This window comes from Mycobacterium sp. C31M, assembly GCF_053345865.1.
The window spans coordinates 1-25174 of record NZ_JBKFAX010000035.1 but is presented as its reverse complement, the minus strand read 5'-3'; the positions used below and the strand labels follow the sequence as shown (position 1 = coordinate 25174).

Sequence of the window (25174 nt, the reverse complement as noted above, 5' to 3'; positions counted from 1 at the left end):
TCCGAGAGGGTTGGTGCGTTCCTAGACAGCTCGCACTTCACTCGGAGGTCTTCTTCATGTCACCACGCCACGCCGTACCTAACGTCTGTGGTCAGTACATCTAGCGTTTGACGCGGCGGTCAGTTGCCGCGGTGGTGTTGTCCTGGTGATCGGGCTACCGTCGGTTGATGGCCCAGTACATGCGTGATCTGGCTCAGGCCCTCGGCGACCTGGCCGTCACCATGCAGGCGCAGGTCGATACCGAGGCGACCCTGCAGGCGATGGTCAAGGGTGCGGTGGATATCGTGCCGGGCGCGCGGTGGGCGGGAATCTCGCTGATCGACGGTCGGACCGTCGAGTCCCGGGTGCCCACCGATCCGCTGGTGGCCGACCTCGACAAGCTGCAGGAGAAACTGGACGAAGGCCCCTGTCTGAGTGCGTTGCGCGAGCACCGCACCGTGGAGATCACCGATACCGCGACCGATGACCGCTGGCCCCGGTTCAGTGCCGCCGCGGCCGAGCTCGGCGCACGCAGCATGCTGTGTTTCCAGCTGTATGTGGTGCAACAGAACCTCGGCGCGCTCAACCTGTACGGCGGGGAACCCGACGTGTTCTCCGAGGACTCTCGTCAGATCGGCGCGATCGTCGCTCAACACGCGTCGGTGGCGCTGATCGGTGCCGAGGCCGAGACCCAGTTCGAATCCGCGCTGTCCAGTCGCGACGTGATCGGGCAGGCCAAGGGCATCATCATGGAACGCTTCACGCTCGATCCCGGTGCGGCCTTCGGATTGCTCGTCAAACTGTCGCAGGACGCCAACGTCAAGCTCGCCGATGTCGCCCGCTCGGTGGTGGATTCGGTGGGCAAGTAGGGACTAGAACCGTTCCCGCAGCGGACGGTCGTGTGGGGTGCTGCGGTAGATGCCGCGGTCGATCAGGCGGGGGACCACCTCGTCGATGAAATCGCGGATCGATTGTGCGCCTGCCGAAAACATCAGGTTGAATCCGCCGACGTTGCCATCGGTATGCCAGGCCGCGAAGTCCTCGACGAGATCGTCGTAGGACCCGACGAACTTTCGGTGGGTCGCACCACCACGGCCGACGGCCTGGGCCACGACCTCGCGCACCGTCACGTCGGGGCGTTCCTGAATCCAGTTGTACAGCCCCACATAGTTGCCGAAGGTGCTTTTGATGGTCGCCTCGACATCCGCCGGCTGGGGAAGCTCCGCAGTCGGGAACGGATCGTTGATATCGCCGTACGCGATATTGATGCCGAACTGGCCCAAGGCAAACGGTGCGATCGGCGCCCAGTCCACGAAACCGTCGAGGTCGCGCAGTCGTTCTTCGGCCTCGGCCGCGGTGCGGGCGACGTACGGGATGAGCCCCGGAATGGCCGGCACCGATCCGGGGGCGCGGCCCTGCTCGACGAGGGCCTTGTCCAGGTTGTCGCGGTACTCGGCGGCGGTGTCGCGGGTCGAGGAGTTGGTGAACACCATCTCGGCATGTTTGGCGGCGACGCGGATACCGGAACCGGAGCCGCCGGCCTGCGCGATCAGCGGGCGGCCCTGCCGGCTGGGGGCGATGTTGAGCGGGCCCGTGACCTGAAAAAGGTTGCCCTGGTGGTTGATCGGATCGGCGTAGAACCGAGTCAGACCGTCGGGGTCGTGTCGCAGTTCCCGGTTGTCCCACAGCCCGCGCAGCACCTGAAGGAACTCGTCGGCGCGTTGGTAGCGCTCTTCGCGGTCCAGGTGGTGGGTCAGGCTGTAGTTCAAGGCGAACTGGTCGATCACCGAGGTGACGGCGTTGTAGCCGGCGCGGCCGTCGCTCGCCTGATCCAGGGAGGCCAGCAGCCGGGCCAGGTTGTACGGATCGTAGAACGTCGTCGACGCGGTGGCAATCAGCCCGATGTGCTTGGTGTGCTGGGAGATTGCGGTCAGCGCGGTGATCGGCTCGGCGGGGCCGCCGTCGAAGGCGGGGGACCCGTTCAACCCGGGAATGTCGCCGACGAACAGGGCGGTGAACAGGCCCTCGTCACCGAAGCGGCCGTACTCGATCAGGCGCTCGAAGGTGCCGCGTTCCGGAATGCCCTTCGCCTGTTCGTATTTGTAGGCGCCCTGGTGCAGGTTGATATCGTTGGCGACCAGATTCAGATGCAGATAACGCTTTTCGGTCATGTCGATTCCTGTCGTGGGGTCAGCGCATGGTGGCGTGCAGGGCGTCGGTCATGGCGTCGATCGCGGCCTCGCGGTCCAGCCGCCATCCGTCGATCAGCCACAGGTGCATGAAGGAGTCGACCATCGTGTACATCATCGCGACGGCCAGTCGGATCCGGTCTTCGGTTGCGCCGGGCATGGCGCCGTGTGCGATCCAGTCGTTGACGTTTGCGTCCATGGTGGCGCGGTGGGCCGCGGCGAACTCCGGGTCGGCGGCGCGGGCCTGGTGCAGGGCGGTGTAGAGCTCGGGGGCGGACGTGTAGAAGTCGACGACCTTGTCGAAGAACGAGCGGATGGATGGGCGGCCGCGCGGGCCGCCTTTCGGTGCATCCTGCTGCTGCCATACCGTCATCCGGGTGTTGCGCAGTTCGCGCAGCACGGCGGCCTTGCTGTCGAAGTGCAGATAGAAGGTGGCCCGGCCGATGCCGGCGCGTGTGACGATGTCATCGATGGTGACTGCGACGTAGCCGCGTTCGGCGAACGCCTCCAGGGCGGCGGTCTGGATATGGTCGTTGGTCATCTGCCGATGCCGGTCGCGCATGGTCAGTTTCGGTGCGGCGGTCATGTCAGGGTCACCCCTTCCAGCTGCCCGGTGGCACGCCACGCGGCGAGCATGTCGAAGAATTCGGTGGGCTTGCCGCCGAAGTTGGTGGACAGCATGCCGTGCGGATTGTCCTGTTCACCTTCGGAACTCAGGTAGCTCGGGGTGCAGTCGAGGAAGAAGGACTTCGGGGTCACGGTCGATTCGTTCATCGCCGTCAGCCACTGTTCCTCGGCCTCGGCGGTCGCCTCGATGGTCGTCGCATCCCGTTGTGCCCAGGCATTGACCAGGTAGGCGAAGTGTCGTGCCCGTTCCTCGGCGGTGTGGGTGTAGTTGGGGGAGACGCCGGATTGGGTGTAACCCAGGAAGAAACAGTTGGGGAAGCCGTGGGTCTGCAGGCCGTGCAGGGTGCGCATGCCCTTGGCCCACTTGTCGCTGAGATTCAGGCCGTCGCGTCCGATGATCTCGAAGCCGAGACGGCGGGTGAATTCGGTGCCCACCTCGAATCCGGTCGCGAAGATCAGCGCATCCAGTTCGTAGTGCTCGCCGTTGACGACGGCGGCTGTGGCGGTGAGGCTTTCGACGCCGCGGCCGTCGGTGTCGACGAGATGCACGTTGTCCCGGTTGAACGTCTTCAAATACTCGTCGTGATAGCCGGGGCGTTTGCACATCAGCTTGAACCACGGCTGCAGTGCCGCGGCGGTCGCGGGGTCGGTGACGGTGGTGGTGATGCGGTCGCGCAGGCGCTGCATCACCTCGAAGTCGGCGCGGTAGAGGAACGCGGCGATCTCGTCGGGGCTCATCTCCCGTCCGAGCCGTTGTGTCTCGCGGGCCACTGCGGGGTCGGTGAGTTCCAGGGCGTTGCGCGTCCAGCCGTCATCGGTCAAGTCGAGGTCCGTCTCGACACCACAGGTGACACGGGTGAAGTTCTCCATGCGTTCCCGTTGCCACCCCGGTTGCAGGGTCGCCGCCCAGTCGGGATCGGTGGGGCGGTTGCCGCGTTCGGCGACGGTGCTGGGGGTGCGCTGGAAGACGTAGAGCTGCTGGGCTTCTCGTCCCAGGTGGGGGATGCATTGCAGTCCGGTGGCGCCGGTGCCGATGACCCCGACACGCTTGTCTTTCAGTTTGGTGAGGCCGCCGGTCTCGTCGCCGCCGGTGTAGTCGTAGTCCCAGCGGCTGGTGTGGAAGGTGTGCCCGGTGAATTCATTGATACCGGGGATGCCGGGCAGCTTCGGTCGGGTCAGCGAGCCGGGGGAGACCGCGACGATATTCGCGGTGACGTCGTCGTTGCGGTCGGTGGTGATCCGCCACCGGTCGGTCTCCCAGGTCATACCGGTGACGGTGGTCTGCAGGAGGGCGTTGCGGTACAAGTCGTAGTGGCGGGCGATGGAATGCAGGTGGGAGCGGATCTCGGGGGCGTGGGCGTAGCGCTCGGACGGGATGTAGCCCAGTTCCTCCAGTAGTGGCAGGTAGATGTAGGACTCGATATCACACTGGGCGCCGGGGTAGCGGTTCCAGTACCAGGTGCCGCCGAAGTCGCCGGCGGTGTCGACGATGCGGATGTCGTCGATGCCCTGTTCGCGCAGGCGTGCGGCGGCGATCAGGCTGCCCAGACCGCCGCCGATGATGAGCACCTGGACGTGATCGGTGATGGGTTCGCGTTCGAGGCGCTCGGTGTACGGGTCGTCGGCGTAGTGCGAGAAATCGGCGGTGACCTCGACGTACTGGTCGACGCCGGCGGCCCGGATGCGCTTGTCGCGTTCGGTCTTGTACTTGGCGCGCACCCAGTCGGCGTCGTACTGCGCGGGCTGCGGGCCGGGTGACATCTGATCTCATTTCGCTGGACGGGGTGTCTAGTGACTGGAGCAGGTGTCATCTTGTCAGATTTGGTGTTATTTGTAACGCCCACGTTCCGGGGGCGCCTCGATCGTGGTCCGCGCCGCGACGAGCCGGGTGTTGTTGCTCGAGCGTGGCCGCGTCGTCTTCGCCTTGAGCATTCCGGGGTCCGGCGCTGGGACCGTTGAATGACGGCATCTGGTCGCGTCGCCCAGACCTGCCCGGTAGTCCCTTCAAGCTGCACGGCGCTTGACTGCCGCCGGCCGATCGGTGCCTTGGACGGAAACCTATGCGGCGCTGAGCGTGCCGGTCAGCTCAGAGTGCGTGTGGCCGCAGTCGCTGCAGTCCACCTCGTACCAGAGTGCGTCGGATTCGCCTGCGGTGAAGGCATAGTCGGCCGCGTGACCGCACCGTGGGCACCGTGCTTTGCCGCGTTCCACCGTCGTCCTCATCGCTGACCTCCCGCGCTCGCGCCTGCGCATCATCAGTACCCCGCGGCGCATGAAATCAACCCTGCGATTTCGGCAATAGGACCGGTCAGGTCGGGTCCTCCGAGCCATCCAAACTGGGCAGGAACACCGTGCGGCGCTGGTTTCCGCCGTGGGTGCGCGCATCGGCGACCGCGGTGTCGGCGGCCGCCAGCAGGGTCTCGGCCAGTTCGTGCGGCGGCATGGACGCCAGCGGGGCCATCGGGGTGACGACGGCGGCGATGCTGGCCGTCAGCTCCGGTGCGGCGGTCGCCAGTCCGGAGCTGATGCGCTCGCACAGCGGGTCGGGGTCGGGAGTGGTGAAGATGTCGACGAGCAGGAACTCTGATTCGGGCAGGTGGGTGATGGCGACATCGCGGCGCGCTTGTTCGCGCAGCATCTGGGCGACCAACACCCGCAGTTCGCGGGCACGGCCGGTACCGACAATGTCGGCGATCGTGCCGAAGCTGTCCAGGCTGATCTGGACGAGAACGAGGTAGCGGTCATCGGTGCGGCCGCGGGCGGCCACCGTCACGGCCAAGGCGTCGAGGAACCCGTCGCGGCTGAGCAGCCCGGTGGTGGGCTCGATTTCGCCGGTGAACATATCAGCGTCGACCAGCCCGATGAGGGCGCGCACGACGAACGTCACGAAGGCGATCATCACGGTATCGGTCAGGCTGACACCGAGCGCGACGGCCGGCGCGGTCGCAGCGACACGGGCCCCGGACGCGACGATGACGGCCAGTGCTGTTGCGAATGCGGTCGCGATCAGTCGCCATCCGTGGAACACGGCGGCGTAGGTGGTGACGGTGGTGAAGATGGCGGTGCACATCAGGCCCAGCAGGGGGTCGGGCAGGATCAGGCAGGTGACGGCCGTGGCCGCGGATCCGATGATGACGCAGCATTGTGATTGACGCTTGGTCGGCCAGATTCCGCGCGCCCAGAACAGTGCGCCCATCCCGACGCTGACCATGCTGACTGCGGCGGCGATCGCCCGCAGCGGCCACTGCTGGGCATCGGTGACTCCGAAGGTGATCAGCGCCGGTGCCAGTCCGCCGACCATCGTCCAGATGGCCAAAAGACGCGCGACCGCCGTACGTGCGCCGCGCGCATCCAGTCGCGAGGTCATCCAGTGGTAGTGGTCGGGGTGGCGAGGTTCGCGCCAGGACGGCGCCGTCATCGACGACAGGCCGGATTGGTATCCCGGGTGACGATGCGCCGCATCAGCTAAGCGTAGGTGCTGCGCGCTATGCCCTGTACCGGTTTGTTGCGGTGCTCACCGCGTCCCGATGAAGCTCCACGTGCCGTACGCGACCGATATCCCGATGGCCGCCGCAACAATCGCGAAGGCCGCGAGAATGACACCGTACTCTCGCCCGCCGAACGTCGAGGGTCGCGCCCACGTGCGGTGCGGGTAGGCGCCGAAACCGCGTGCCTCCATTGCTGTGGCGAGCTTCGTGCCGCGCCGGATCGCGAAGACCAGGAGTGCGAAAGCCTGTCCGGCGGTTCGGCGCACGCGCCGGTGGTCGGCCACGCCGCGGGCGCGGCGGGCATGACCGAGGTACTCCCAGTCTTGGCGCAGCACACCGACCATGCGCATCCCGGCGAGACCACCGATCACGAACTTGGATGGCAGTCGCAGGATCTGACCCAGTCCGTCGGCCAGCTCGACGGGTTCGACATCGGCGAACAGTAGTACTGCGGGCAGGGCGATCGCCAGCACCCGCAGGAACATCGCGATGGCGAGTTCGATGGACCCGTCGCTGACATTGATCAACAGGAAGTGCCAGTGCACCGTGCCGCGCGGCTCGCCGTACAGCAGGTTGGTCACCGCGGTCAGCGCGGCGGCCGATACCACGAGCGCGCAGCGCAGCAGCGCTCCTCGCAGTCGCACACCGACCGCCAGGAACAGCGGTATCTCCAAGACCAGTGCGGTCAGCGCGGACACCCAGTCGACGCTGAGGACCAAGGCGATCGCAATCACCGCTGCCGCGATCAGTCGCGCCAGCGGGTTCACCGAGGATCGTCGGGATGCGCTCATCCCCGGAGCTCGACCCGGCCGTCGGTGAGCAGTTCGACGAATTCGGTGTCATGGGTGACGGTGACGACCGCGGTTCCACCGTCGGCGATTTCGGCCAGGAGCTCGATCAGCTCCGCCCAGGTGCGTCGGTCCTGCCCGAAGGTGGGTTCGTCGAGGACGACCAGACCCGGCTTGGTGACCAGCGCGGCGGCGACCGACAGACGGCGCTTCTCGCCACCGGAGAGCGTGTACGGATTATGGTCGGCGAGGTGCGCGAGACGCAGCCGCTCCAGCAGCTCATCCGCGCGGCGTGCGAGGGCGCCATCCGGGCCCTTCGGCCCCAACCGGACCTCGTCGCGGACCGTGCCGGTGAGGAATTGGTGTTCGGGGTCCTGAAAGACGTTGGCGATACGGCTGACGAGTTCGGCAGAACGCCAGCGGATCGGCTCGCGACGTCGGGGCGACGGCGAGAAATCGGCTCGCGCTCGCAGCGTGCCTGCGCGCGGTGGGATCAGGCCGCCGAGGGTCAGTGCCAGCGCGGATTTCCCCGCGCCGTTGGGGCCGGTGACGGCAGTGATACGTCCGGGGGAGAGGTTGATATCGAGATCTCGGGCCACGATGTGGTCGGGCCGGTAGCCGACCGACAGGCCGGCGGCGGACAGCAGCGGGTCACCGGCGGCGGGCACCGTCCGCTTCGGGTGCGGCACCGGCGCGCCCGGGACCCAGATGCCGGACTGTGAAAGATGCTGTGCGGCATCAGAAAATACCCCGTGGGGCGGGCCGTCCGCGATGATCCCGTCGGCACTCAGGATGATCACCCGATCGATGAACGGCAGCCACACCTCGGTGCGGTGCTCGACGATGACCACGGTGGCGCCGGTGCTGTCGGCGACGGCGGTCAACGCATCGCGGACCTCGACGGCGCCGGCGGGATCGAGGTTGGCGGTCGGCTCGTCGAGCAGCAGCAGGGCGGGGTTCATCGCCAGTACCCCGGCAAGTGCCAGCCGCTGTTTCTGTCCTCCGGAGAGCTTCGACGTCTCGCGACTGCGCGGCAGATCGAGTCCGACCGAGCGCAACGCCCGGTCCACCCGCGGCCAAATCGCCTGGCGGGGAACGGCAAAGTTTTCCATCCCGAACGCCACGTCGTCGCCGACATTCGACAGGATCACCTGGGAATCCGGATCCTGGAGCACCATGCCGATACGCGAGCGTTGCCGCGCCGGGTCGGCACCGTCGACCGTCAGCCGTCCTGTCAGCAGTCCTTCCTCTGCGCCGCCCAACAGGCCCGCGAGCCCTTGCAGCAGAGTCGATTTGCCGGATCCGGAGGCGCCGAGCAGCAGCACCCGCTCACCCGGCTCGATCGACAGATCCAGGTCGTGAACGGCGGGCCGGGACCGGCCGGCGTGCTGCCATCCCCAACCCTGTGCGCGCACCTCGGCGCCACCGGATCGCGGGTGCGCCGCCGATGTCATCCCGCGGCGTGCCCGCTGACCAGGCGTCCCGATTCGAAGCGGCTGAGCGCTCCGGTCTTGGCCAGGGCGCGCACTGCGAACCACGACATCAAGCCGGCCAGCAGGCATCCGGAGATCACCGCCGAGACCGTGTAGATCGTGATGAACGCCGTCGTCGAGCCCGGGTACCAGAGAATCAGGTCATTGACGGCCAGCGCCAAACCGGCTGCCGACCCCGCCAGCAGCGCGACGGGCAGGCCCCATCGGCGATACAGGAACAGGGCGAAGATGAGCTCCGCGCCCAGACCCTGCACCAGTCCGGATTCAAGGGTCAGTACACCCCACTGATTGCCGACCAGCGCCGACACGGTGGCGGCGACCATCTCGCCGTACAGCGCCGCGCCTGGTTTCCGGATGACCAGTGCGGTCAGGACCCCGGCGAACAACCAGCCGCCACCGGCGAGCGCCTGCAGCCCCGGCAGGACCGCAGACAGCGGCTCGGAGATCGGGTTGGACGCGACGTTCCAGATGACGAAGACCAGTCCGGCGGCCACGGCGAGCACACTGGCGACCACGATGTCGACGACGCGCCAGCGCATGACGGGGCGGATTGTTGAGTTCACGATTGTCTCCCTACGCCGGCATTACCCGGTCAGGTTCGTACGGTCGACGGCCGTCAGCCGTCCTCTCAGCACACTCGGTGTGTGCTCCCGTGTGGTTGTGCTCAGCCAAGCTACCGCGAACCGGGGTGGCGACGCCAGGCGGGGTTATCGCCTGGTCAAGCTGCGAGCGGTCCCGTCGGTGCCCTCGTTCATCAGGTAATCGGCAATGGCTCGCGGTCGGTGCCGGCTGCTGTGTTCGGTTTCCTGTGCGGCCCACCGATCCCAGTGCGGTGCGTAGGTCTCGCCGTCACGGCTCAGGGCGCGCTGTTTGCGGATCTGGTCGTCGGCTTCCACCCAGATGCCGAGATCGGCCAGCTGCCGGCCATCCGGGGTCAGGGCGCCCGCACCTTCGACGATGAGCCGTTGGTCCGGGTCGATGGTGTGCCAGTCGGCAGGTGCTGCGGTGGCCCAGTCCCAGCGTCGCCAGCGGCCCGGTCGGCGCTGGGCGCGTGGCGCGAGCAGTTCGGTGTTGACATGCTCGACCGCCCACGCCAGGCCGTCCCAGCCCGGGTAGATATCGTCCAGATGCACGACGACGCTGTCGCGCCACAGCGCGCACAGTTCACCGGCCAGCGTGGACTTTCCCGATCCGGAGCGGCCATCGATCAGGACGGTGCGCGCGCCGGTGGTGTCGAGGTCACGTGCGAGGTCCTCGACAGAAATACCTTCGCGCGGGTCGGGCATCACCACACGATGGCAGACGGCTGGCACCTCGGACGGATCGACCGTCCACGCCGGCCCTGTCGTGAACACCGCGCGAAATGGGTACCCCCACCCGGCGGCACCGCGCCGCGCCAGGGGTGGAGGTGGCGATGCTGAAGTGGCTCGATCGCGCGCAGCAGCGCAGCCGTGCCGTGGGCTTCGCCATCGCGGTCGTCTACAAGTACATCGATGACCAGGCCAATTACCTGGCAGCGCTGATCACCTACTACGCCTTCGTCTCGCTGTTCCCGCTGCTGTTGCTGCTGACCACCGCACTCGGTGTGGTGTTGCGCGACCGGCCCGACTGGCGCGAGCAGATCGTCGACTCGGCCATCAGTCAGTTCCCGCTGCTGGGCGATCAGCTCAGCGAACCGAGTGCACTCAGCGGTGGCACTGCCGCGGTGGTGATCGGTATCGCCGGTGCTCTCTACGGCGGGCTCGGTGTCGGCAACGCCGTGCAGAACGCGATGGACACCATCTGGGCGGTGCCGCGCTTTGTGCGGCCGGATCCCTTGAAGGCCCGCCTGCACAGCCTGACCCTGCTGGTCGTGCTCGGCTCGGCGCTCATCGCGACGACGGTGCTGACCGCCATCGGCCGGTCCTGGTCGAACCTCGGCTTCCTCGGAACCACCGGTGTCGTCATCGCGTCCTTCGCGCTGAACACCGCGGTCTGCGTCGCCGCGTTCCGGGTCACCACGGTGCGCTCACTGACGACTGCGCAGGTGCTGCCCGGCGCCCTACTCGCGGCCGCGTTGTGGCAGTTGTTGCAATGGTTCGGTACGGCTTATGTCTCGCGCGTCGTCGCCTCGGCGAGCGTGACCAACAGTGTGTTCGCCATCGTGCTGGGTCTGCTGGCCTTCCTCTACTTGGTGGCGACATCGCTGTTGGTGTGCGCCGAGATCAACGCGGTCCGGGTCGATCGCCTGCACCCGCGGGCGTTGCTGACACCCTTCACCGACAACGTCGACCTGACCGTCGCCGACCGCCGGATGTACGCGGGCCAGGCCGAGGCACAACAGGCCAAGGGCTTCCAACGGGTCGACGTCAGCTTCGACCACCCTGACAGTGCGGACAAGGACGGGGCCGATCCTGCGCCGGCGGCCGATACAGAACCCGACGATGCCCCGACACATCGTTGACATGGCAATCGCGTGCTTTACCACTTTGCTGAATTGACGTATGTTCAGGTGAATTGCTCATCAGCAGTTGCTGAAACTGCTGGTCCCGGGGGCGGAGGGCGATGTCACGGACAGCGCGCTGCATGGTGGCGACCGCTTGCGTGCTCTTTGTGGTCTTTGCTACCTGGCTGACCTGCGGTTGGGGTGGGCCGACCGTGGTCGGTGCGGTCAGTGACCTGGGCTCGATCGTGGCCGGAATGCTGGCTGCCGGCTGTACCGCCGTCGCCTTCCGACGCTGCCGAGGGCGCCGGCGCCGCGCGTGGGGGATGCTGACGCTGGCGCTCGGATGCTGGGTCCTCGGCGACATCGTCTGGGCGGCGCACACCCTGGTGCTCGACACTGCCCCTTTCCCGTCGCCCGCCGACGCCGGTTACCTGCTGTTCTATGTCTTCGCCTGCGTGGCACTGGTGCGGCTGCCGCCGACCTCGGCCCATCAGTTCATCCGATTGACCTTTGACGGGATGATCGTTGCCGGGTCTCTGTTCGTCATCGTGTGGTCGGCGGGTCTGGCGACGGTGTTCGGCGACAGCGAGGGCAGCCGGTTCGCGGTCGCGCTGGCGGTGACGTACCCGTTCGCCGACGTGCTGTTGCTGACCGTGGCGCTGCTGATCCTGGCTTCGGCACCGACCGGGCAGCGCGGCGTGCTGACCTCCGTCGCGCTGGGCATGAGCCTACTCGCGGTGGCCGATGCCGCCTTCGCGCTACTCGACGTCAGCGGTCGTTACCGCAGCGGCGGACCGGTCGATATCGCGTGGGTGGGCGGCCTGCTGATGCTCGGCGTCGCCGCAGCGGTCGGCGAGAGCCGGCACCATCACGCGGCCGAAGCACCGTTTGTCCCGTCGCGCCTTGCCTTCTGGCTGCCGTACGTGCCGCTCGTCGGGGCAGTCGTCACCGTGGTGCAGACCCGTTCGTCGGCGCCGCTGATGGTGGCCGCCCTGCTGGTCTGCGTCGCCGTCGCGGGCCGTCAGTTCGTGGTGGCCGACGAGAACCGCCGCCTCTTGGCGTCTCTGTCCGATCGGGTGTCCCGGGACCCGTTGACCGGCTTGGCGAACTGGGCGACTCTGCATGGCCGGCTGTCCGACGATTTGGCTCGCCGACACAGCGGTGAGATCGTGCTGCTGGTGCTCGATCTCGACGATTTCAAATCGGTCAACGACTCGCTCGGGCACGTCGCCGGGGATGCGCTGCTGGTCGCGGTATCCGAACGGCTCCGCGGGTGTGTACGGACTGATCAGATGGTGGCCCGGCTCGGCGGCGACGAGTTCGCGATCGTGGGCTCCGATGAGCCGGGGTCGCCGTACGCGCTCGCCCAGCGGGTCTTCAGCAGTTTCGACGATCCATTTCCCGTCGACGGCCATCACGTGCTGGCCCGGCCCAGCATCGGGGTGGCGACGGCCGCCGGCGACACACTGCCGGTCACTGCCGATGTCTTGCTCAAACACGCTGATCTGGCGATGTATTCGGCCAAACGCAACGGCGGGGGAGTGCGACACTTCGCCGCGGAGATGGAGCGCGCCGAACCGGACGCTCTGCGTGCCGACCGCTTCATTCCACGCCGAAGCCGCAACAGGACACTGCAATTCGCCGACCAACTGCGCCAGGCGTTGGTCAACGGCGAGCTGGGTGTGGTGTACCAACCGCAGTTCGGTGTGACCTCCGGCAAGATGCTGGCCGTCGAAACCCTTGTCCGCTGGCATCATCCGCAACGCGGCATGGTCCGACCCGACGAGTTCCTCCCGGTCGCCCGACATAACGATCTGATGGGCGAGTTGACCGACGAGGTCCTGCGCACTGCCGTGCGCGATGTCGCGCAATGGCGGGATAATGGGGTGCACCTACCGATCGCGATCAACCTGTTCCCGCCGTCGCTGGGCGATCCGCGGTTACCCGAGCATCTGGCCGAGATCCTCGGACGGGGCGGGCTCGACGGCAGCGCCCTGACGGTCGAGATCACCGAGGACGTGATGCTGGCCAACGAGCCCACCGCGCGCGAGGTGTTGCACCGACTGCGCAGCATGGGAACCCGGGTGTCGATCGACGATTTCGGCAGCGGCTACGCGGGCCTGAACTACCTGCGGCAATTGCCCATCGACGAGGTGAAACTCGACCGGCAACTGATCGCCCCGATGACCACCGATCCCCGTGCCGAGTCCATCGTGGCCGCGATGATCGGCCTGTGCCACACCCTCGGCGTCACCTGCGTCGCCGAAGGGGTGGAGAACCAGACGACGGTCCGCAGGCTTGCCGAGTTGGACTGCGATGTGATGCAGGGATTCTTCTGCGGTCCGCCGGTGACTGCGGCCGCGTTGGATGCGGCCGCAGTCAAAGGCGGTCGACCGCCCGAGCGGATACGGCGTCCGGGTCCCGCGCGGCGGCGGCTGTCCTCGGGCAGCCGATAGCTGAGTCGCTCACCTGCCGAACGAGGTGAACAACAGCAGCAGCGCCACGGCCAGCAGCAACCAGGCCACCGCCGGTACCAGAATGCCCTTGGACTTGCGCGCGGTGAAGATGGACGTGACGATGGCCGCAACCGCGACGATGGGTGGTCCGTACAGCAGCACGGTGAACAACCCCTCGGACGGCACCTCGCAGGTGTCGGTGGTGCACGCGGCGGCACCCATGGTCTTGCCGTAGGCCAGGATGACCAGGGCCGCGGCGCCGACCGCCGTGCCGACCGCCAGCACCCAGTTCAGCACCGTGCTGGTCTCCGAACGAACCTTTGATTCAGCCATGACGGAGAGCTACCCGAGCCGACGGAGCGGCAAACGGTGTTGCTGTCGATCCGCAGTGCAGAATCAGCGCCATGGACACCACGGTCGCGAAAGTTGTCGTCATCACCGGAGCCGGCAGCGGCATCGGCCGCGCGGCGGCACGACGACTGCTCTCTGCCGGCCACCGGGTGGTCCTCGCCGGTCGCCGCCCCGAACCGCTGGCCGAGACCGCGCAGGAACACCCGAACGCGCTGACCGTGCCCACCGACGTCACCGACCCGGCCTCGGTGCAGGCGCTGTTCGACCGGACCGTCGAGCAGTTCGGTCGTGTCGACGTGCTGTTCAACAACGCCGGCATGTTCGGCCCGAGCGCCTCGATTCTCGACGTCGACGACGAGCACTGGCACACCGTGTGGCGCACGAACGTCGACGGGATGATGTTCTGCGCGCGCGCCGCGGCGCGCGCCATGATCGCCCAGGCACCGCGCGGCGGACGGATCATCAACAACGGGTCGATCGCCGCCCACCGGCCGCGGCCGAACAGCCTCGCCTACGCGGTCACCAAGAACGCGGTCAGCGGACTGACCGCGTCGATGATGCTGGATCTGCGCGACCTCGACATCGCGGTCACCCAGATCGACATCGGAAATGCGGCCACCGAGATGACACACGGGTTCACCGAACCGTCCTTCGATGTGAAGCACGTCGCCGACACCATGGCCACGATCATCGATCTGCCGGTGGACGTGTCGGTGTCCACGATCACGGTGATGGCGCGCGCCATGCCGTATGCGGGGCGCGGCTGACATGCCGGCTCATTACGTCGTCAACTGCTCGATGCTGTTGACCGACCTGCCGCTGCTCGCCCGCCCCCAGGCCGCGCACGACGCGGGCTTCGAAGCCGTCGAATTCTGGTGGCCGTTCCTCGAGTCGGTGCCGAACGATACCGAAGTCGATGCCTTCACCGCGGCCATCGACGCTGCTGGGGTGAAACTGACAACGCTCAATTTCGCCGGCGGCGACATGGCGGCGGGGGAGCGTGGACTGCTGTCGGATCCGGCCCGCCGCGCCGAGTTCCGGGACAGTGCCGATGTGTTGTTCGGCATCGCGGACCGGCTGGGGACCAAGGCGTTCAACGCGCTCTACGGCAACCGCATCGCTGGCGTCGGTTCCGGCGCCCAGGACGACACCGCCACCGAGAATCTTGCCCACCTGGATGCGCTCGCCGAACGCATCGGCGCGGTGATCCTGCTTGAACCGCTCAGTGGTGTCGAACAGTATCCGTTGCGCACCGCCAACGATGTTGTCGCGGTGATCGACCGGGTCGGCGGCGGCACGCTCCGTCTGCTGGCCGATCTGTATCACCTGACAGTCAACGGTGACGATCTGGCCGGAGTCATCGATACCCATGCCGCCCGGATCGGACATGTGCAGGTCGCCGATGCCCCGGGCCGCGGCGAACCGGGTACGGGTGCCGTCGATTTCGCGTCACACCTCGCGCACCTGGCCGATGCCGGCTATCGCGGGAACGTCAGCCTGGAATATCGCAGTGCTGCCGCAGATCCGTTCGGTTGGCTACCGGCCGAACGCCGGTATGCCGATCCGTGGGACTGACGGGTCAGCGCGGGGCGGACTCGCCGAACTCGTAGCGCTGCGCGACGGCGATCAGTTCCTCACGAACCGTCGAGTCGGGCATGGCGTTGATCCGCGCGTAGAGGCGGCGCCGACTGTTGGCTCGCTTCATATCTGAACGAAACTGCGCGAAAGACATTCTTCTCACTCCTAGAAAGTGCCCTGGGTCACAAGGCGTGTGCTTCAAAACTGGTGTCACAGTTGGGATCACCGAACTGTGCAACGTCTCGATGGTCCGTGTTAATTCTGTGTAACGCAAGTTTCGCGGTGTGAGTTTGGCTACAGGCCAGTCGATTTTGGTTCGATTGTCGCGCTCAATGTGGCCTCCAACAGCGCCTGCAACTCCACGGGATCGGCCGCGTCGAGCGCCGGCATCGCCATCACGCGGCGCATGAGCAGCACGCCGGCGATGACCGAGAGCAGGAGCTCGCCGCGAAGTTGTCCCGCGGGTTCGGGCAGCCGGCGGGTCAGTCGCGCGCCGACGTGACGCTCGATGGCGGCACGGACGATGTCGGTGGCTCGTGGGTTGGCCGCCGACCGCAGCAGGATCAGGAACGGTTGCGGGGCGTCGGCGCCCGCCGGATCCGTTTGTGCCACCAGCGTCGCCGCGATGTCGGCGATCAGTGCCGACGAATCCTCGGCCACGAATACCGGGGTGGCGAACGAGACCTCGACCGCCTCGCTGAACAGCTCTTCCTTCGACCCGAAATAGCGGTTGACCAGCATGGCCGTCACCCCGGCATCGTGGGCGATCTCGCGGACGCCGACACCGTCGTACCCGGCGCGGGCGAAGTGGCCGATGGCCGATTCCAGGATCGCCGCGCGGGTCGCGGCCGCGTCTCGGCGTCGTGGTGGTGGCGGCATACGTCGAGGCTAGGGAACAACCGGGCGCGAATCTACATTCGTAGACATGAAGGTAAGTATACGAGTGTAGATATGGAGAAATGCCATGGATATGGGCCTGAACGGCCGGCGCGCGCTGGTCAGCGGTTCGAGCACCGGACCGCAGCCGTCGCCGTACAGGCCGGCGATGTCGACATCCTGGTCAACAACGCCGGCTACTACGACGGGTTGTCCTGGTCACAGACCGCCGCCGACCAGTGGCTGCGGATCTACCAGGTCAACGTCGTCTCCGGAGTACGGATGATCGCGCACCTGGTACCCGGCATGTGCCGCCGCGGTTGGGGGCGCGTCATCCAGATCGGCGGCGGACTCGCGTTACAACCGGCCGCGTCGGCCGCCCCGACGAGATCGCCGCAGCCGTCACCTTTCTGGCGAGCCGCCACGCCGATTACATCAGCGGTGCCGACCTCCGTGTCGACGGCGTCGTCGTCCGCACCGTCTCCTGAAAAACCCATCACCACAACGAAAGAAGGAATCATGTCCGACACATCCCTGGTCCTGCTGGTCTCGGGTGCCTCCCGTGGCCTCGGCCGCAACATCGTCACCGCTGCCCTGGCCGCCGGGCACCGCGTGGTGGCCGGAGCCCGATCCACCTCGGCGCTGGCGGATCTCGAGACTGCCTACCCGGATACGCTGGTCGCCGTCGAACTCGACGTCACCGACGACGAGCATGTCCGCGTCGCAATCGACACCGCGGTGCAACGCTTCGGACGACTCGACGTCCTGGTCAACAACGCCGGCTACGCGAACATGGCGGCCATCGAAGATATCGACTTCGCCGATTTCACCACACAGTTGGACACCAACTTCCTGGGTGTCGTCCGGCTGACCCGCGCGGTGCTGCCGATAATGCGCACCCAGCGGTCCGGCCACATCATCCAGATCTCCTCTGCCGGTGGCCGATTGACCCGGCCAGGCCTTGCCGCCTACCAGTCCGCCAAGTGGGCGGTCACCGGATTCTCCGGGGTTCTGGCGAAAGAGGTTGCCCCGCTGGGCATCAAGGTCACTGTTCTGGAACCCGGCGGTATCCGCACCGACTGGGCGGGTTCCTCGATGCGCATCGACCCGGTGCGCCAGGAATACGCCGAGACCGTCGGCACCGCGGCGGCCATGAGCCGCACCGGAAATCTGGTGGCCAGCGACCCGGCCAAGGTGGCGACATTGGTCCTCGACATCATCACCATGGCCGAGCCGCCGGCCCGGCTACTCGTCGGCCCGGACGCCTACCGGTACGCGACCGCGGCCGGCCGCGAGCTGCTCGCCGATGACGAGAAGTGGGCGGCGCTCAGTGTGTCGACTGCCGCCGACGATCTCACTGCCGAGCAGCTGGATCCGTTGAGCGCAACGTCAGCACCGTGATCTCACTCGGTGCGAACACCCGGAACGGCGGACCCCAGTAGCCGGTGCCCCGACTGGTGTAGAGCTGGGTGCGCGCGCCGTGTGCGCTGAGACCCTGCACCACCGGCTGATCCAGGCGGACAAGGTAATTGAACGGCCAGATCTGGCCACCGTGGGTGTGCCCGGAGATCTGCAGGTCCACCCCGGCCGCGACGGCATGCCGCACCTGCTTGGGCTGATGCGCCAGCAGCAGTACCGGCAGCGACGGATCGGCACCGGTCAGCGCGGTGGCCAGATCCTGGCCGTGGCCGTGTGTGCCGGAACCTGCTGCGGTGTCGTCGTCCACTCCGGCGACGATCAGCGTGTCGCCGCCGCGTTGCACGGTCAGGTGCCGGTTGTGCAGCGCGTCCCAGCCGATGCTCTCCATATAGTCCAGCCAGCCCTGCGCCTCGGAGTAGTACTCATGGTTGCCGGTGACGTACACCCGCGTCGTCGCGCGCACCGAGGCCAGCGGCGCGGCCTGGGTCAGGCGCACCGGCACGGTACCGTCGGCGATATCGCCGACGTGGCAGACGATGTCGCTGTCGAGCTCGTTGATCCGATCCACCACCTGCTGCGACCAACGCGCCCGATTGATCGGGCCGTAATGGGTGTCGGTGATCATGGCGATCCGCAGGCCGTCCAGCCCGCGGCCGAGTCGGGGCATCCGCACCTCGACCTCTCTGGTCCGTGGCAGCCGCATCGCCTCGAAATGCCCCCACCCGAGCAGCGCGGCGGACACCACCACCACGCCGACGGCGACCAGTCGGGACCGCAGCGGGTCCTCGACGCCGGCCGCCAGCAGCACCAGGCGCGCGACATTGCCGAGCACCGACCAGACGAACAGCACCCACATCGTGCCGAGCAACACATCACCGAACGCCGACGGGATATCGCGGTGTTTGCCGTGGCCGGTGAACATCAGCACCGGCAGGGCGATCAATCCGGCGGCGAACAACAGTGTCCCGACCACCACCACCGGCACCGGCCAACCGCCGGCGACCACCAGCGTCCACCAGGGCACCCCGAACAGCAGGGCGAGCACGGCGGTCACGATCGCCAGGCGGCGCCATCGGGTCCCACGGCGGGGTGGATGGGCGATTTCTTCGACGACTTCGGCCGGATTGTCGGTCATGGCACCTCGATCTTGAACATTTTGTTGACACCGACGGTACCGACAGGTCGCCGGATCACGCTCTGAGCTGCGATGGGCGCCAAGGTCGTGTGTGAAACACCCATGTCGCGTAGGCTGACGTCATCCGGCTTCTTGCTCACGGTTGAGACACAGCCTGCGAGCCATCGCGCCCTACAATATTGTGGTCTGTGAGGTCATCATGACCGATCAACGCACCTTGTTCACACCTCCGACTTGTACGGTTCTCGAGCGCTGGCTCGGCGATACGGTCGTCATGGACTGCTCGGGAAACCTCGATCTGACAACCGCTGTCATTCTCGAGCGGCGTATCGCTGATGCGCTGAAAGCCAATCCCACGGCGATCGTCATCAACCTGTCCGGCCTGGACTTCCTGGCGGCGCGGGGCATGAGCGTCCTGGTCGGCGCGAACACCTCGCTGCGGGGACGTATCGCCTTCGCGGTCGTGGCCGACGGGCCAAGGACCCGTCGCCCGATGGCGATGATCGGCCTGGACAGCCAGATTGCCGTGCACACGACCGTCGACACCGCCCTGGCCGCAGTCGGTCCCAGCGCCCCGGCGAGTGCGATCCTGATCGACGAGATGCCGAAACCGTCAGCGGCGGTGGCAGATTCAGCGGTGCCGCTGAGCTAGCGTCGGGCGAACGCCGTGTCCAAGATTTCGCAAATTGGACAGAACTGACTCTTGGCACTCCGTGGTCTCGAGTGCTAATTTCTTCCTCGCACAGTGATTGGTCGCCCGCCGGGTGGCGGGCTCCATGAGCGACGAGGAGGTGGATTACTGTGCTTCGTTTTGATCCTTTCGGTGATGCAGTGACCCGAGAACTCGCAAACCAGGTCGGCCCCGGCCGTGTGCCGCGATTCATGCCGATGGACCTGTACAAGGTCGATGATCATTACGTGCTCACTGCCGATCTGCCCGGTGTGGACCCCGGGTCGGTGGACGTCAGCGTCGACAACGGGACGATGACCCTGACCGCGCACCGCAGCGCGCGGTCCGACGATGCGGTGCAGTGGTTGACCAATGAGCGGTTCTCCGGCACCTATCGCCGCCAGCTGTCCCTCGGTGACGGTATCGACAGTTCCCGCATCTCGGCGACGTACGAGAACGGTGTTCTGACGGTGAGCATTCCACTCGCCGAACGCGCCAAGCCGCGCCGAATCGACGTCAGTCACGCGGGCTCTGCCCGCACGATCGAGTCGGCGAGCGCCGACTCCAGCTAGTCGCTGCCGGTCGCCACGGCTGCGCTGTGCAGCCGTGGCGACCGCCCCCTTTTGCACGTGTCGCTCTGTCCTTCGGGCGTAAAGACAGCCATGTCGGGAAACGGCCAGCGCGATCACGCGCCGCAGCGGGTCGGTCGCTATCGCTACTTCTTCGGCGACGAGCCTCGGGGCCCTTGACCGTTTGCGAGCGGATGAAGCGTCGTTCAACATCCGGTATCGGATCATCCATGTGCACAACGACATCCGGGAAGTGATGATGATCGGCGAGCCGCTGCGCGATGCTGCCGGCGATGTACTGGGCGCGCAGGGCTTCTAGATCGATGTCACACCCGACGACCGGGCGCGTGATGTCGCCATCACCGAAGCGGTGTCCGAGATCGCCGACAATCGGGCCGTCATCGAACAGGTGAAAGGCATCTTGCAACTTGTCTACGGTGTCGACGCGAACGTGGCATTCGCGGTGCTCAAATGGCGCTCTCAGGAAACAAACGTCAAGTTGCGCGTACCGGTGGAGCGGATCATGGGCGACATCGCCGCCATCGCAGGCGGGGATTCCCTGCCGGCGCGTACCGTCTTCGACGATATCTGCTGACCGCGCACGAGCGGGTGACGTCAGATCAAGCTTGAAGCGTGGCCAGGTTTTCGGCGACCTCGGCTTCCCAGATGACGTTGGCGTGGTCGGTGTCGATCTCCAGCTCGAATCGGTCGGTCATATCGGTGCTGACCGCGGCGGCGTCGACGTAGAACTGTTCATACCACCGGCGGTGTTGATAGACCGCGCCGTCTTCCTCGGTGAGCAGCGGATTTTCGATGCGGGTCTTGTGCTTCCAGATCTCGACATCTTCCAGGAAGCCCTCGCCGAACGACTTGCTCATGGTGGCGGCGAGTTTGGCCGCCTTGTCGGCGGGCAGGCCGGGTATCTCCTGGACGGCCACACCCCACTGCAGGACGAACGAATCGTGGGTGACCGGATAGTGGCAGTTGATCAGCGCGACTTCGAGGGTGAAATCCGGTGCGACGTCGTTGTGCAGCCAGTTGATCATGTAAGCCGGGCCGAAGTAGGTCGCCTCCGAGCGTAGTTTCGCACCCTCCCAGAGCTTTCCGTAATTCGCGGTGGTATCGGGTCGCGCCTTGGACTCCATGTACTGCGATGCCGTGTGGCCCTCGATGACGTTCTTGAAGTACGTCGGATAGGCGTGGTGGATGTAGAAGAAGTGCGACATGTCGACGTTGTTGTCGACGATCTCGCGGCAGTGTGCGCCCTCGATCAGGATCGAATTCCAGGACCATGCCGACCATTTCCCGTCGTCGTAACCCTCGATGGTCGGTGGGAAGATCTCCGCGGGTGGTTGTGAGCCCTCGGGGTCGTGCCAGACCAGCAGTTGACCGTTGACCTCTCCGCACAACCACTTTCGGGTGCGCGCGAGTCGGGGTGTGCGTTTGGCATACGGCACCAGCGAGCAGCGCCCGGATGAACCCTGCCAGCGCCAGTCGTGAAAGGGGCACGCCACCGAGTCGCCCTTGACCGACCCCTGGGACAGGTCACCACCCATGTGCCGGCAGTAGCCGTCAAGCACATGCAGTTCGTTGTTTTCGTCGGCGAACACCACCAGCTTGGTGCCGAACACCGTTATGCCGTGCGGTTGCCCGTCGCGGAAGTCCTCGGCCAGGCCGAGGCAGTGCCAACCCCGGGCGAAGCGCTGCATCGGCGTGCCGGTGTCGATCTCGCGGACATCCTGCGGTGCGGACATCGGGCATCCTTTCGGCCGGGTGTCGGTAATTAAGGAACTTAGCTTAAATCGTTCGCGGTTTCTATGATCGTCCCGTGAGCCGTGGAGAAATTGCCAGGATTGAGCTGCTCGACGCGGCCGAGCGCCTGATCGCCGAGCGTGGGGTGCAGGTCCCGCTGCGCGATATCGCCGTCGCTGCCGGTCAACGCAACAACTCGGCGGTCAACTATCACTTCCGGGGCAGGTCGGAGCTCATCGCGGCGGTGGTGGCCCGACGGTTGGAGCCGATGGAACAAGAGCGTGCCCTGATGTGGGCGACGCTCGACGACGGCGCCCGCAGTGATGTGGCCACGCTGCTGCGCGTCATGGTGGTGCCGCTGATCGCCGTGGACAGCCGCCACTACGCGCGGTTCCTGCAGGCCGCCTCGGTCCAGTTGCCCGGTGAGATCAACAGAGCGCAGGGCGAGATCTGGCCGCAGATCCTCGACGGCCTGGCCCGTGCCATCCCGACGGCCGATCCGTCGGCGCGCCGCCGGCGGGTCAACGCGATCGGCGCCACGATGTTCGCGCTACTGGCCGAGCGGGAGCGCGATGTCGACGCCGGCGGTGATGTGGTGAGCAGTCCCGAGGAGATCGTCGCCGTGCTGGCTGCGGTGCTGACGGCACCGGTTCCGGCGCTCAGCCCGGTGTTGTGATGACCTTCAGCCGGTTGGCTCCACTGCGGTCAGTCATCGCGGCGCCGGTGCAGGGTCTTGCCGATCTGATACTTCCCAGCGGGATCGCCGCGCGTTCGCCTGCCGACCTCGACGTCGACTGGCTGGCGGCGATGTTGGGGCTGCCGGCGGGCGCCGTCACCGGGTGTGAGGTGACCGATCTCGACCATGGCACCTCGATGCGGGTACGGCTGCGCATTCACCACGAGGGCACGTCCACGTCGGTGTTCGTGAAACACACCCCGACCAGGGTCGCCGCCCGGACATTCAACCTGGCGGCCAAGCTGTGCGAGAACGAGGTGCGGTTCTATCGTGACGTCGCTGATCGGTCAGGCTGCGCGCCCGCCGCACTGGCTGCCCGATGGCATCCGATCACCGGCCGGTCGACCTTGGCGTTGCCCGATCTGACGGATGACGGCTTCGACTTCCTGGAGGTCGCCGAGCACATCTCCGGAGACAGGGCTGCGCTGGCGATCGAGGCGATGGCCCGGCTGCATCGCGCGTTCTGGGGGCGATCGCCGGGTGACGAATACCTGCCGGCCAAAAGCTTTTCCCGCATCGGAACGCCACTGCTGTGCCGACACCTCGGCGGGGCGCCGCGGGCCGTGGCGGCGCATCTGCCGTCGGCATTCGTCGACGATCTGCATCTATTGCGCACCCACGCCGGGCAACTCGACGGACTGTTCAACTCGTTCGATCAGACCCTGCTGCACAACGACAGTCATCAGGGCAATGTCGCCTTTCGCACGGACACGGCGTTGCTGTTGGACTGGCAGGTGAGCAGTATGGGCTCGGCGCTCAAGGACGTCGCGTACTTCATGGCCTGCATCGACACCGATGTTCGGCGGGCGAATGAACGCGAGCTGCTGAATCTGTATCTCGCCGCGCTGTCGGCGGGGGACGGGCCGGTGATCGGTAGGGATGACGCCTGGATGCAGTATCGGATTCTGGCCATCACCGGATTCATCGCTTCCGCGGCGACCGCGCTGTTCGGTGACCGCCTGCAGAACGCGCAGAATGCGGTCGTGGGGCTGCAGCGTTCGGCCACAACACTTGTCGACCTGGAGTCGTTCCGAGCCGTCGAAGATGCACTCGGCCGGCGGTAGCGCCCGTCACACCTGCATCAGGAGCGCGCAAGCATCGACAGCCTCGACGTAAGCAGTCCGTAAAGAACCTGTGATCGACGTGGTGCCGTGCGTAGTCGTGGAGCCATGACCTTGCTTCTGGACACCGCCACCGGCGACCCTCTCCCGGCGCGCCACGTCGCCATCACCACCGGGAGCATCCCGGCGGCCGCGCTGACGGATCGAACTCTGACGCAATGGGTTTGTGCACATGGGCTTTCGGTGATAGCCGACGGCGATCACGATCTCGATCTGATCCGCCATCACCGAGTCCGGCCCCCAGGATGCCGGCAGCAGTCGTTACATCCATCTCGACGAAGCGGCATCGTTGCTGGTGGCCGCATGGCCTTGCTTTACCACATGTGCATTCCCTGGCAATGGGCGGCATGGGCGGTGTGGACTCTCGCATTGCCGGTGCTGATCCTCACCGGACACTGGTTCGGTGCCCTCGGGCCGCTGGTCGGGATCGTGTTCTACGTGCTGCCTGCGGTGTTGTTCGCCGCCGCGTTGACGACGATGGCCACCTGGCAGACCCGGCATACCTACGCCGAGCCGCGCACCCCGCGGGTCCTGCTGGGCCGGATGGGCCGGGTCCTGCCGTATCTCATCGTCAACACCGGCATGATCGCCCACCAGTTCAGTGCTGTCATCGAGGGTTTGTTCGGTGCGATGCACGGCGAGTTCGAGCGCACACCCAAAGCGGCATCCACCGGTGCCGGGCCGGTGGTGGCGAAACGCTACCGCGTGAAGATTCACTGGAGCTATGTGCTGGCCGAGGCATTCTTCGTCGGCTACCAGCTTGCCGCGGCAGTGCTGCTGTTCGACGGGGGTCTCGCCTGGTCGGCGTTGGGGGCGATGTATCTGGCCGGATGTGTGCTCTACATCGCGCTCTACTACGGCGACGACGCCGGCCGACGGATGTTCGTCATCGACTGGGTCGGCCTCCGGAGTCGCCGCCGACGACCGGCGTACGCGGCCATCGAAGAGGAGGAGATCCTGATGCGGTTGCCGGGGTGACTTGGCCGCTTGCGCTGGGCTCTGCACACGTCAACGGGCCCCGTCCCATAGGACAGGGCCCGTCGGTATTACCGTGCTGGGTTTACTTGGCGCTCTCTGCCGTCTTCTGGCGCGCCTCGGCGGCGTCGGCTGCGGCACGTGCCGCGTCGGCCTGGGCCTCCTTCTTCGCGACGTTGCGCTCGGCCTCGGCCTTGTCCTGCTGCGCCCGCCCCTCTTCACGCAGGCTGTCGTTGTCGGTCACGATGCCGGCAACTTCCTTGGCCTTGCCCTTGACATCCTCGACGATGCCGCTCACGGCGTTCTCGGGTCCACTGTCAGCCATGTCCTGCTCCTAACTGGTCTGCTCAATTGCTGGACGGACAAGTACCCCCTGGGTCAGAATGCGCAAACTGTGACCTATGTCACAAGCCCGTCGAGGCTGAGACGGCCTCCGCGTCAGAACGGTGGTGGGTCGTTGTCGGTGTAGGTGGTGTTGGGTCGACCTCGTTTTTGGCGGTCCCCGTCCGACCCTTGTCGGTGGTGCCGTTGGCGATTCTGTTCGAGG

General features: G+C 66.4%; 28 protein-coding genes and 1 riboswitch. Of the genes, 13 read left to right on the top strand and 15 right to left on the bottom strand.

The annotated features are described in order from the left end of the window. The first annotated feature begins 167 nt into the window (after positions 1-167). On the top strand, positions 168-848 hold the full coding sequence (locus ACLBYA_RS31450; RefSeq protein WP_447713398.1) for a GAF and ANTAR domain-containing protein: 681 nt from the start codon (positions 168-170) through the stop codon (positions 846-848). Between the two features lie 3 nt (positions 849-851). Here the strand turns inward: ACLBYA_RS31450 and ACLBYA_RS31445 are convergent, their stop codons facing one another. From ACLBYA_RS31445 to ACLBYA_RS31410, 8 genes are all read right to left on the bottom strand, one after another. Beyond that, a complete protein-coding gene (locus ACLBYA_RS31445) occupies positions 852-2150 on the bottom strand; it encodes an NtaA/DmoA family FMN-dependent monooxygenase (RefSeq protein ID WP_447713397.1) in 1299 nt (432 codons plus the stop codon). Between the two features lie 19 nt (positions 2151-2169). Continuing rightward, entirely contained in the window at positions 2170-2754 is a 585-nt protein-coding gene (locus tag ACLBYA_RS31440) for a TetR/AcrR family transcriptional regulator (RefSeq protein WP_447713396.1), read from the bottom strand. Beyond that, the gene (locus tag ACLBYA_RS31435; protein WP_447713395.1) at positions 2751-4556 is read right to left on the bottom strand and encodes a flavin-containing monooxygenase; all 1806 of its coding nucleotides are present in this window, start codon (positions 4554-4556) and stop codon (positions 2751-2753) included. The genes ACLBYA_RS31440 and ACLBYA_RS31435 overlap by 4 nt, the downstream gene beginning before the upstream one ends. A gap of 547 nt (positions 4557-5103) precedes the next feature. Next, positions 5104-6213, bottom strand: coding sequence for a diguanylate cyclase domain-containing protein (locus ACLBYA_RS31430; RefSeq protein ID WP_447713394.1), 1110 nt, complete (start codon positions 6211-6213; stop codon positions 5104-5106). Positions 6214-6309: 96 nt separating this feature from the next. After that, positions 6310-7074, bottom strand: coding sequence for an energy-coupling factor transporter transmembrane component T family protein (locus tag ACLBYA_RS31425; protein WP_447713393.1), 765 nt, complete (start codon positions 7072-7074; stop codon positions 6310-6312). Then, positions 7071-8525 carry an ABC transporter ATP-binding protein gene (locus ACLBYA_RS31420; RefSeq protein WP_447713392.1) on the bottom strand — a complete coding sequence of 485 codons (1455 nt, stop codon included), beginning with the start codon at positions 8523-8525 and terminating at the stop codon, positions 7071-7073. The genes ACLBYA_RS31425 and ACLBYA_RS31420 overlap by 4 nt, the downstream gene beginning before the upstream one ends. Beyond that, a complete protein-coding gene (locus ACLBYA_RS31415; RefSeq protein WP_447713400.1) occupies positions 8522-9103 on the bottom strand; it encodes an ECF transporter S component in 582 nt (193 codons plus the stop codon). Before ACLBYA_RS31415 ends, ACLBYA_RS31420 begins: the two co-directional genes overlap by 4 nt. A 14-nt stretch (positions 9104-9117) precedes the next feature. Then, positions 9118-9228, bottom strand: a riboswitch (TPP riboswitch). Positions 9229-9271: 43 nt separating this feature from the next. Further along, complete coding sequence (locus ACLBYA_RS31410) at positions 9272-9850, bottom strand: hypothetical protein (protein ID WP_447713391.1); 579 nt, start codon at positions 9848-9850, stop codon at positions 9272-9274. Positions 9851-9978: 128 nt separating this feature from the next. Here ACLBYA_RS31410 and ACLBYA_RS31405 point away from each other — a divergent pair, with 128 nt between their 5' ends. Then, entirely contained in the window at positions 9979-11007 is a 1029-nt protein-coding gene (locus ACLBYA_RS31405; RefSeq protein ID WP_447713399.1) for a YihY/virulence factor BrkB family protein, read from the top strand. A 122-nt stretch (positions 11008-11129) separates the two neighbouring features. After that, positions 11130-13445: a putative bifunctional diguanylate cyclase/phosphodiesterase gene (locus tag ACLBYA_RS31400; RefSeq protein ID WP_447713390.1), complete on the top strand. Its 2316-nt coding sequence runs from the start codon at positions 11130-11132 to the stop codon at positions 13443-13445. 9 nt (positions 13446-13454) lie between these two features. Here the strand turns inward: ACLBYA_RS31400 and ACLBYA_RS31395 are convergent, their stop codons facing one another. Beyond that, a complete protein-coding gene (locus tag ACLBYA_RS31395; protein WP_447713389.1) occupies positions 13455-13778 on the bottom strand; it encodes a hypothetical protein in 324 nt (107 codons plus the stop codon). 71 nt (positions 13779-13849) lie between these two features. On the opposite strand from ACLBYA_RS31395, the gene ACLBYA_RS31390 reads away from it, so the two are divergent. Together ACLBYA_RS31390 and ACLBYA_RS31385 are read left to right on the top strand one after the other, a co-directional pair. Further along, positions 13850-14563 (top strand): SDR family oxidoreductase, encoded by a 714-nt coding sequence (locus ACLBYA_RS31390; protein ID WP_447713388.1) that lies wholly within the window; start codon positions 13850-13852, stop codon positions 14561-14563. Between the two features lies 1 nt (position 14564). Continuing rightward, entirely contained in the window at positions 14565-15371 is an 807-nt protein-coding gene (locus ACLBYA_RS31385) for a hydroxypyruvate isomerase family protein (protein WP_447713387.1), read from the top strand. Positions 15372-15375: 4 nt separating this feature from the next. Here ACLBYA_RS31385 and ACLBYA_RS31380 read toward each other — a convergent pair whose 3' ends face one another. Further along, the gene (locus ACLBYA_RS31380) at positions 15376-15501 is read right to left on the bottom strand and encodes a hypothetical protein (protein ID WP_447713401.1); all 126 of its coding nucleotides are present in this window, start codon (positions 15499-15501) and stop codon (positions 15376-15378) included. A 167-nt stretch (positions 15502-15668) separates the two neighbouring features. Further along, complete coding sequence (locus ACLBYA_RS31375) at positions 15669-16253, bottom strand: TetR/AcrR family transcriptional regulator (protein ID WP_447713386.1); 585 nt, start codon at positions 16251-16253, stop codon at positions 15669-15671. A 72-nt stretch (positions 16254-16325) separates the two neighbouring features. Between ACLBYA_RS31375 and ACLBYA_RS31370 the strand changes: the two genes are divergently transcribed. After that, positions 16326-17651, top strand: coding sequence for an SDR family NAD(P)-dependent oxidoreductase (locus tag ACLBYA_RS31370; RefSeq protein WP_447713385.1), 1326 nt, complete (start codon positions 16326-16328; stop codon positions 17649-17651). On the opposite strand, the gene ACLBYA_RS31365 is transcribed toward ACLBYA_RS31370, so the two are convergent. Next, the gene (locus tag ACLBYA_RS31365) at positions 17605-18804 is read right to left on the bottom strand and encodes a metallophosphoesterase (protein WP_447713384.1); all 1200 of its coding nucleotides are present in this window, start codon (positions 18802-18804) and stop codon (positions 17605-17607) included. The genes ACLBYA_RS31370 and ACLBYA_RS31365 overlap by 47 nt on opposite strands. Before the next feature lie 199 nt (positions 18805-19003). On the opposite strand from ACLBYA_RS31365, the gene ACLBYA_RS31360 reads away from it, so the two are divergent. The 4 genes from ACLBYA_RS31360 to ACLBYA_RS31345 all read left to right on the top strand — a co-directional run bounded on the left by ACLBYA_RS31360 (position 19004) and on the right by ACLBYA_RS31345 (position 20638). Beyond that, on the top strand, positions 19004-19456 hold the full coding sequence (locus ACLBYA_RS31360; protein ID WP_447713383.1) for an STAS domain-containing protein: 453 nt from the start codon (positions 19004-19006) through the stop codon (positions 19454-19456). Positions 19457-19605: 149 nt separating this feature from the next. Next, positions 19606-20046 (top strand): Hsp20/alpha crystallin family protein, encoded by a 441-nt coding sequence (locus ACLBYA_RS31355; protein ID WP_447713382.1) that lies wholly within the window; start codon positions 19606-19608, stop codon positions 20044-20046. A 181-nt stretch (positions 20047-20227) separates the two neighbouring features. Continuing rightward, positions 20228-20362 (top strand): hypothetical protein, encoded by a 135-nt coding sequence (locus tag ACLBYA_RS31350; protein WP_447713381.1) that lies wholly within the window; start codon positions 20228-20230, stop codon positions 20360-20362. Between the two features lie 51 nt (positions 20363-20413). Continuing rightward, positions 20414-20638, top strand: a complete 225-nt coding sequence (locus ACLBYA_RS31345) for an ANTAR domain-containing protein (RefSeq protein ID WP_447713380.1) — start codon at positions 20414-20416, stop codon at positions 20636-20638. Between the two features lie 25 nt (positions 20639-20663). Here ACLBYA_RS31345 and ACLBYA_RS31340 read toward each other — a convergent pair whose 3' ends face one another. Further along, a complete protein-coding gene (locus tag ACLBYA_RS31340; RefSeq protein WP_447713379.1) occupies positions 20664-21797 on the bottom strand; it encodes a Rieske 2Fe-2S domain-containing protein in 1134 nt (377 codons plus the stop codon). 74 nt (positions 21798-21871) lie between these two features. Here ACLBYA_RS31340 and ACLBYA_RS31335 point away from each other — a divergent pair, with 74 nt between their 5' ends. Together ACLBYA_RS31335 and ACLBYA_RS31330 are read left to right on the top strand one after the other, a co-directional pair. Next, entirely contained in the window at positions 21872-22471 is a 600-nt protein-coding gene (locus ACLBYA_RS31335; RefSeq protein ID WP_447713378.1) for a TetR family transcriptional regulator, read from the top strand. Next, positions 22471-23595, top strand: coding sequence for a phosphotransferase (locus tag ACLBYA_RS31330; RefSeq protein ID WP_447713377.1), 1125 nt, complete (start codon positions 22471-22473; stop codon positions 23593-23595). The genes ACLBYA_RS31335 and ACLBYA_RS31330 overlap by 1 nt, the downstream gene beginning before the upstream one ends. Before the next feature lie 6 nt (positions 23596-23601). Here the strand turns inward: ACLBYA_RS31330 and ACLBYA_RS31325 are convergent, their stop codons facing one another. Further along, positions 23602-23877, bottom strand: a complete 276-nt coding sequence (locus ACLBYA_RS31325) for a hypothetical protein (RefSeq protein WP_447713376.1) — start codon at positions 23875-23877, stop codon at positions 23602-23604. A gap of 78 nt (positions 23878-23955) precedes the next feature. Between ACLBYA_RS31325 and ACLBYA_RS31320 the strand changes: the two genes are divergently transcribed. Further along, a complete protein-coding gene (locus tag ACLBYA_RS31320; RefSeq protein WP_447713375.1) occupies positions 23956-24630 on the top strand; it encodes a hypothetical protein in 675 nt (224 codons plus the stop codon). Positions 24631-24712: 82 nt separating this feature from the next. Here the strand turns inward: ACLBYA_RS31320 and mbp1 are convergent, their stop codons facing one another. Next, positions 24713-24952, bottom strand: a complete 240-nt coding sequence (gene mbp1 / locus ACLBYA_RS31315; protein ID WP_447713374.1) for a microaggregate-binding protein 1 — start codon at positions 24950-24952, stop codon at positions 24713-24715. Between the last annotated feature and the right edge of the window lie 222 nt (positions 24953-25174).

What these genes read in the sequence shown, in the direction of transcription:
- ACLBYA_RS31320 (WP_447713375.1), top strand. Translation starts at nt 23,956, where the DNA reads ATGGCCTTGCTTTACCACATGTGCATTCCCTGGCAATGGGCGGCATGG.
- ACLBYA_RS31400 (WP_447713390.1), top strand. Translation starts at nt 11,130, where the DNA reads ATGGTGGCGACCGCTTGCGTGCTCTTTGTGGTCTTTGCTACCTGGCTG.
- ACLBYA_RS31420 (WP_447713392.1), bottom strand. Translation starts at nt 8,525, where the DNA reads ATGACATCGGCGGCGCACCCGCGATCCGGTGGCGCCGAGGTGCGCGCA.
- ACLBYA_RS31445 (WP_447713397.1), bottom strand. Translation starts at nt 2,150, where the DNA reads ATGACCGAAAAGCGTTATCTGCATCTGAATCTGGTCGCCAACGATATC.
- ACLBYA_RS31450 (WP_447713398.1), top strand. Translation starts at nt 168, where the DNA reads ATGGCCCAGTACATGCGTGATCTGGCTCAGGCCCTCGGCGACCTGGCC.
- ACLBYA_RS31375 (WP_447713386.1), bottom strand. Translation starts at nt 16,253, where the DNA reads ATGCCGCCACCACCACGACGCCGAGACGCGGCCGCGACCCGCGCGGCG.
- ACLBYA_RS31415 (WP_447713400.1), bottom strand. Translation starts at nt 9,103, where the DNA reads ATGCGCTGGCGCGTCGTCGACATCGTGGTCGCCAGTGTGCTCGCCGTG.
- ACLBYA_RS31395 (WP_447713389.1), bottom strand. Translation starts at nt 13,778, where the DNA reads ATGGCTGAATCAAAGGTTCGTTCGGAGACCAGCACGGTGCTGAACTGG.
- ACLBYA_RS31370 (WP_447713385.1), top strand. Translation starts at nt 16,326, where the DNA reads ATGGAGAAATGCCATGGATATGGGCCTGAACGGCCGGCGCGCGCTGGT.
- ACLBYA_RS31385 (WP_447713387.1), top strand. Translation starts at nt 14,565, where the DNA reads ATGCCGGCTCATTACGTCGTCAACTGCTCGATGCTGTTGACCGACCTG.
- ACLBYA_RS31390 (WP_447713388.1), top strand. Translation starts at nt 13,850, where the DNA reads ATGGACACCACGGTCGCGAAAGTTGTCGTCATCACCGGAGCCGGCAGC.
- ACLBYA_RS31365 (WP_447713384.1), bottom strand. Translation starts at nt 18,804, where the DNA reads ATGACCGACAATCCGGCCGAAGTCGTCGAAGAAATCGCCCATCCACCC.
- ACLBYA_RS31405 (WP_447713399.1), top strand. Translation starts at nt 9,979, where the DNA reads ATGCTGAAGTGGCTCGATCGCGCGCAGCAGCGCAGCCGTGCCGTGGGC.
- ACLBYA_RS31440 (WP_447713396.1), bottom strand. Translation starts at nt 2,754, where the DNA reads ATGACCGCCGCACCGAAACTGACCATGCGCGACCGGCATCGGCAGATG.
- ACLBYA_RS31330 (WP_447713377.1), top strand. Translation starts at nt 22,471, where the DNA reads ATGACCTTCAGCCGGTTGGCTCCACTGCGGTCAGTCATCGCGGCGCCG.
- mbp1 (WP_447713374.1), bottom strand. Translation starts at nt 24,952, where the DNA reads ATGGCTGACAGTGGACCCGAGAACGCCGTGAGCGGCATCGTCGAGGAT.
- ACLBYA_RS31360 (WP_447713383.1), top strand. Translation starts at nt 19,004, where the DNA reads ATGACCGATCAACGCACCTTGTTCACACCTCCGACTTGTACGGTTCTC.
- ACLBYA_RS31425 (WP_447713393.1), bottom strand. Translation starts at nt 7,074, where the DNA reads ATGAGCGCATCCCGACGATCCTCGGTGAACCCGCTGGCGCGACTGATC.
- ACLBYA_RS31410 (WP_447713391.1), bottom strand. Translation starts at nt 9,850, where the DNA reads ATGCCCGACCCGCGCGAAGGTATTTCTGTCGAGGACCTCGCACGTGAC.
- ACLBYA_RS31430 (WP_447713394.1), bottom strand. Translation starts at nt 6,213, where the DNA reads ATGACGGCGCCGTCCTGGCGCGAACCTCGCCACCCCGACCACTACCAC.
- ACLBYA_RS31380 (WP_447713401.1), bottom strand. Translation starts at nt 15,501, where the DNA reads ATGAAGCGAGCCAACAGTCGGCGCCGCCTCTACGCGCGGATCAACGCC.
- ACLBYA_RS31435 (WP_447713395.1), bottom strand. Translation starts at nt 4,556, where the DNA reads ATGTCACCCGGCCCGCAGCCCGCGCAGTACGACGCCGACTGGGTGCGC.
- ACLBYA_RS31325 (WP_447713376.1), bottom strand. Translation starts at nt 23,877, where the DNA reads ATGGCGGATCAGATCGAGATCGTGATCGCCGTCGGCTATCACCGAAAG.
- ACLBYA_RS31340 (WP_447713379.1), bottom strand. Translation starts at nt 21,797, where the DNA reads ATGTCCGCACCGCAGGATGTCCGCGAGATCGACACCGGCACGCCGATG.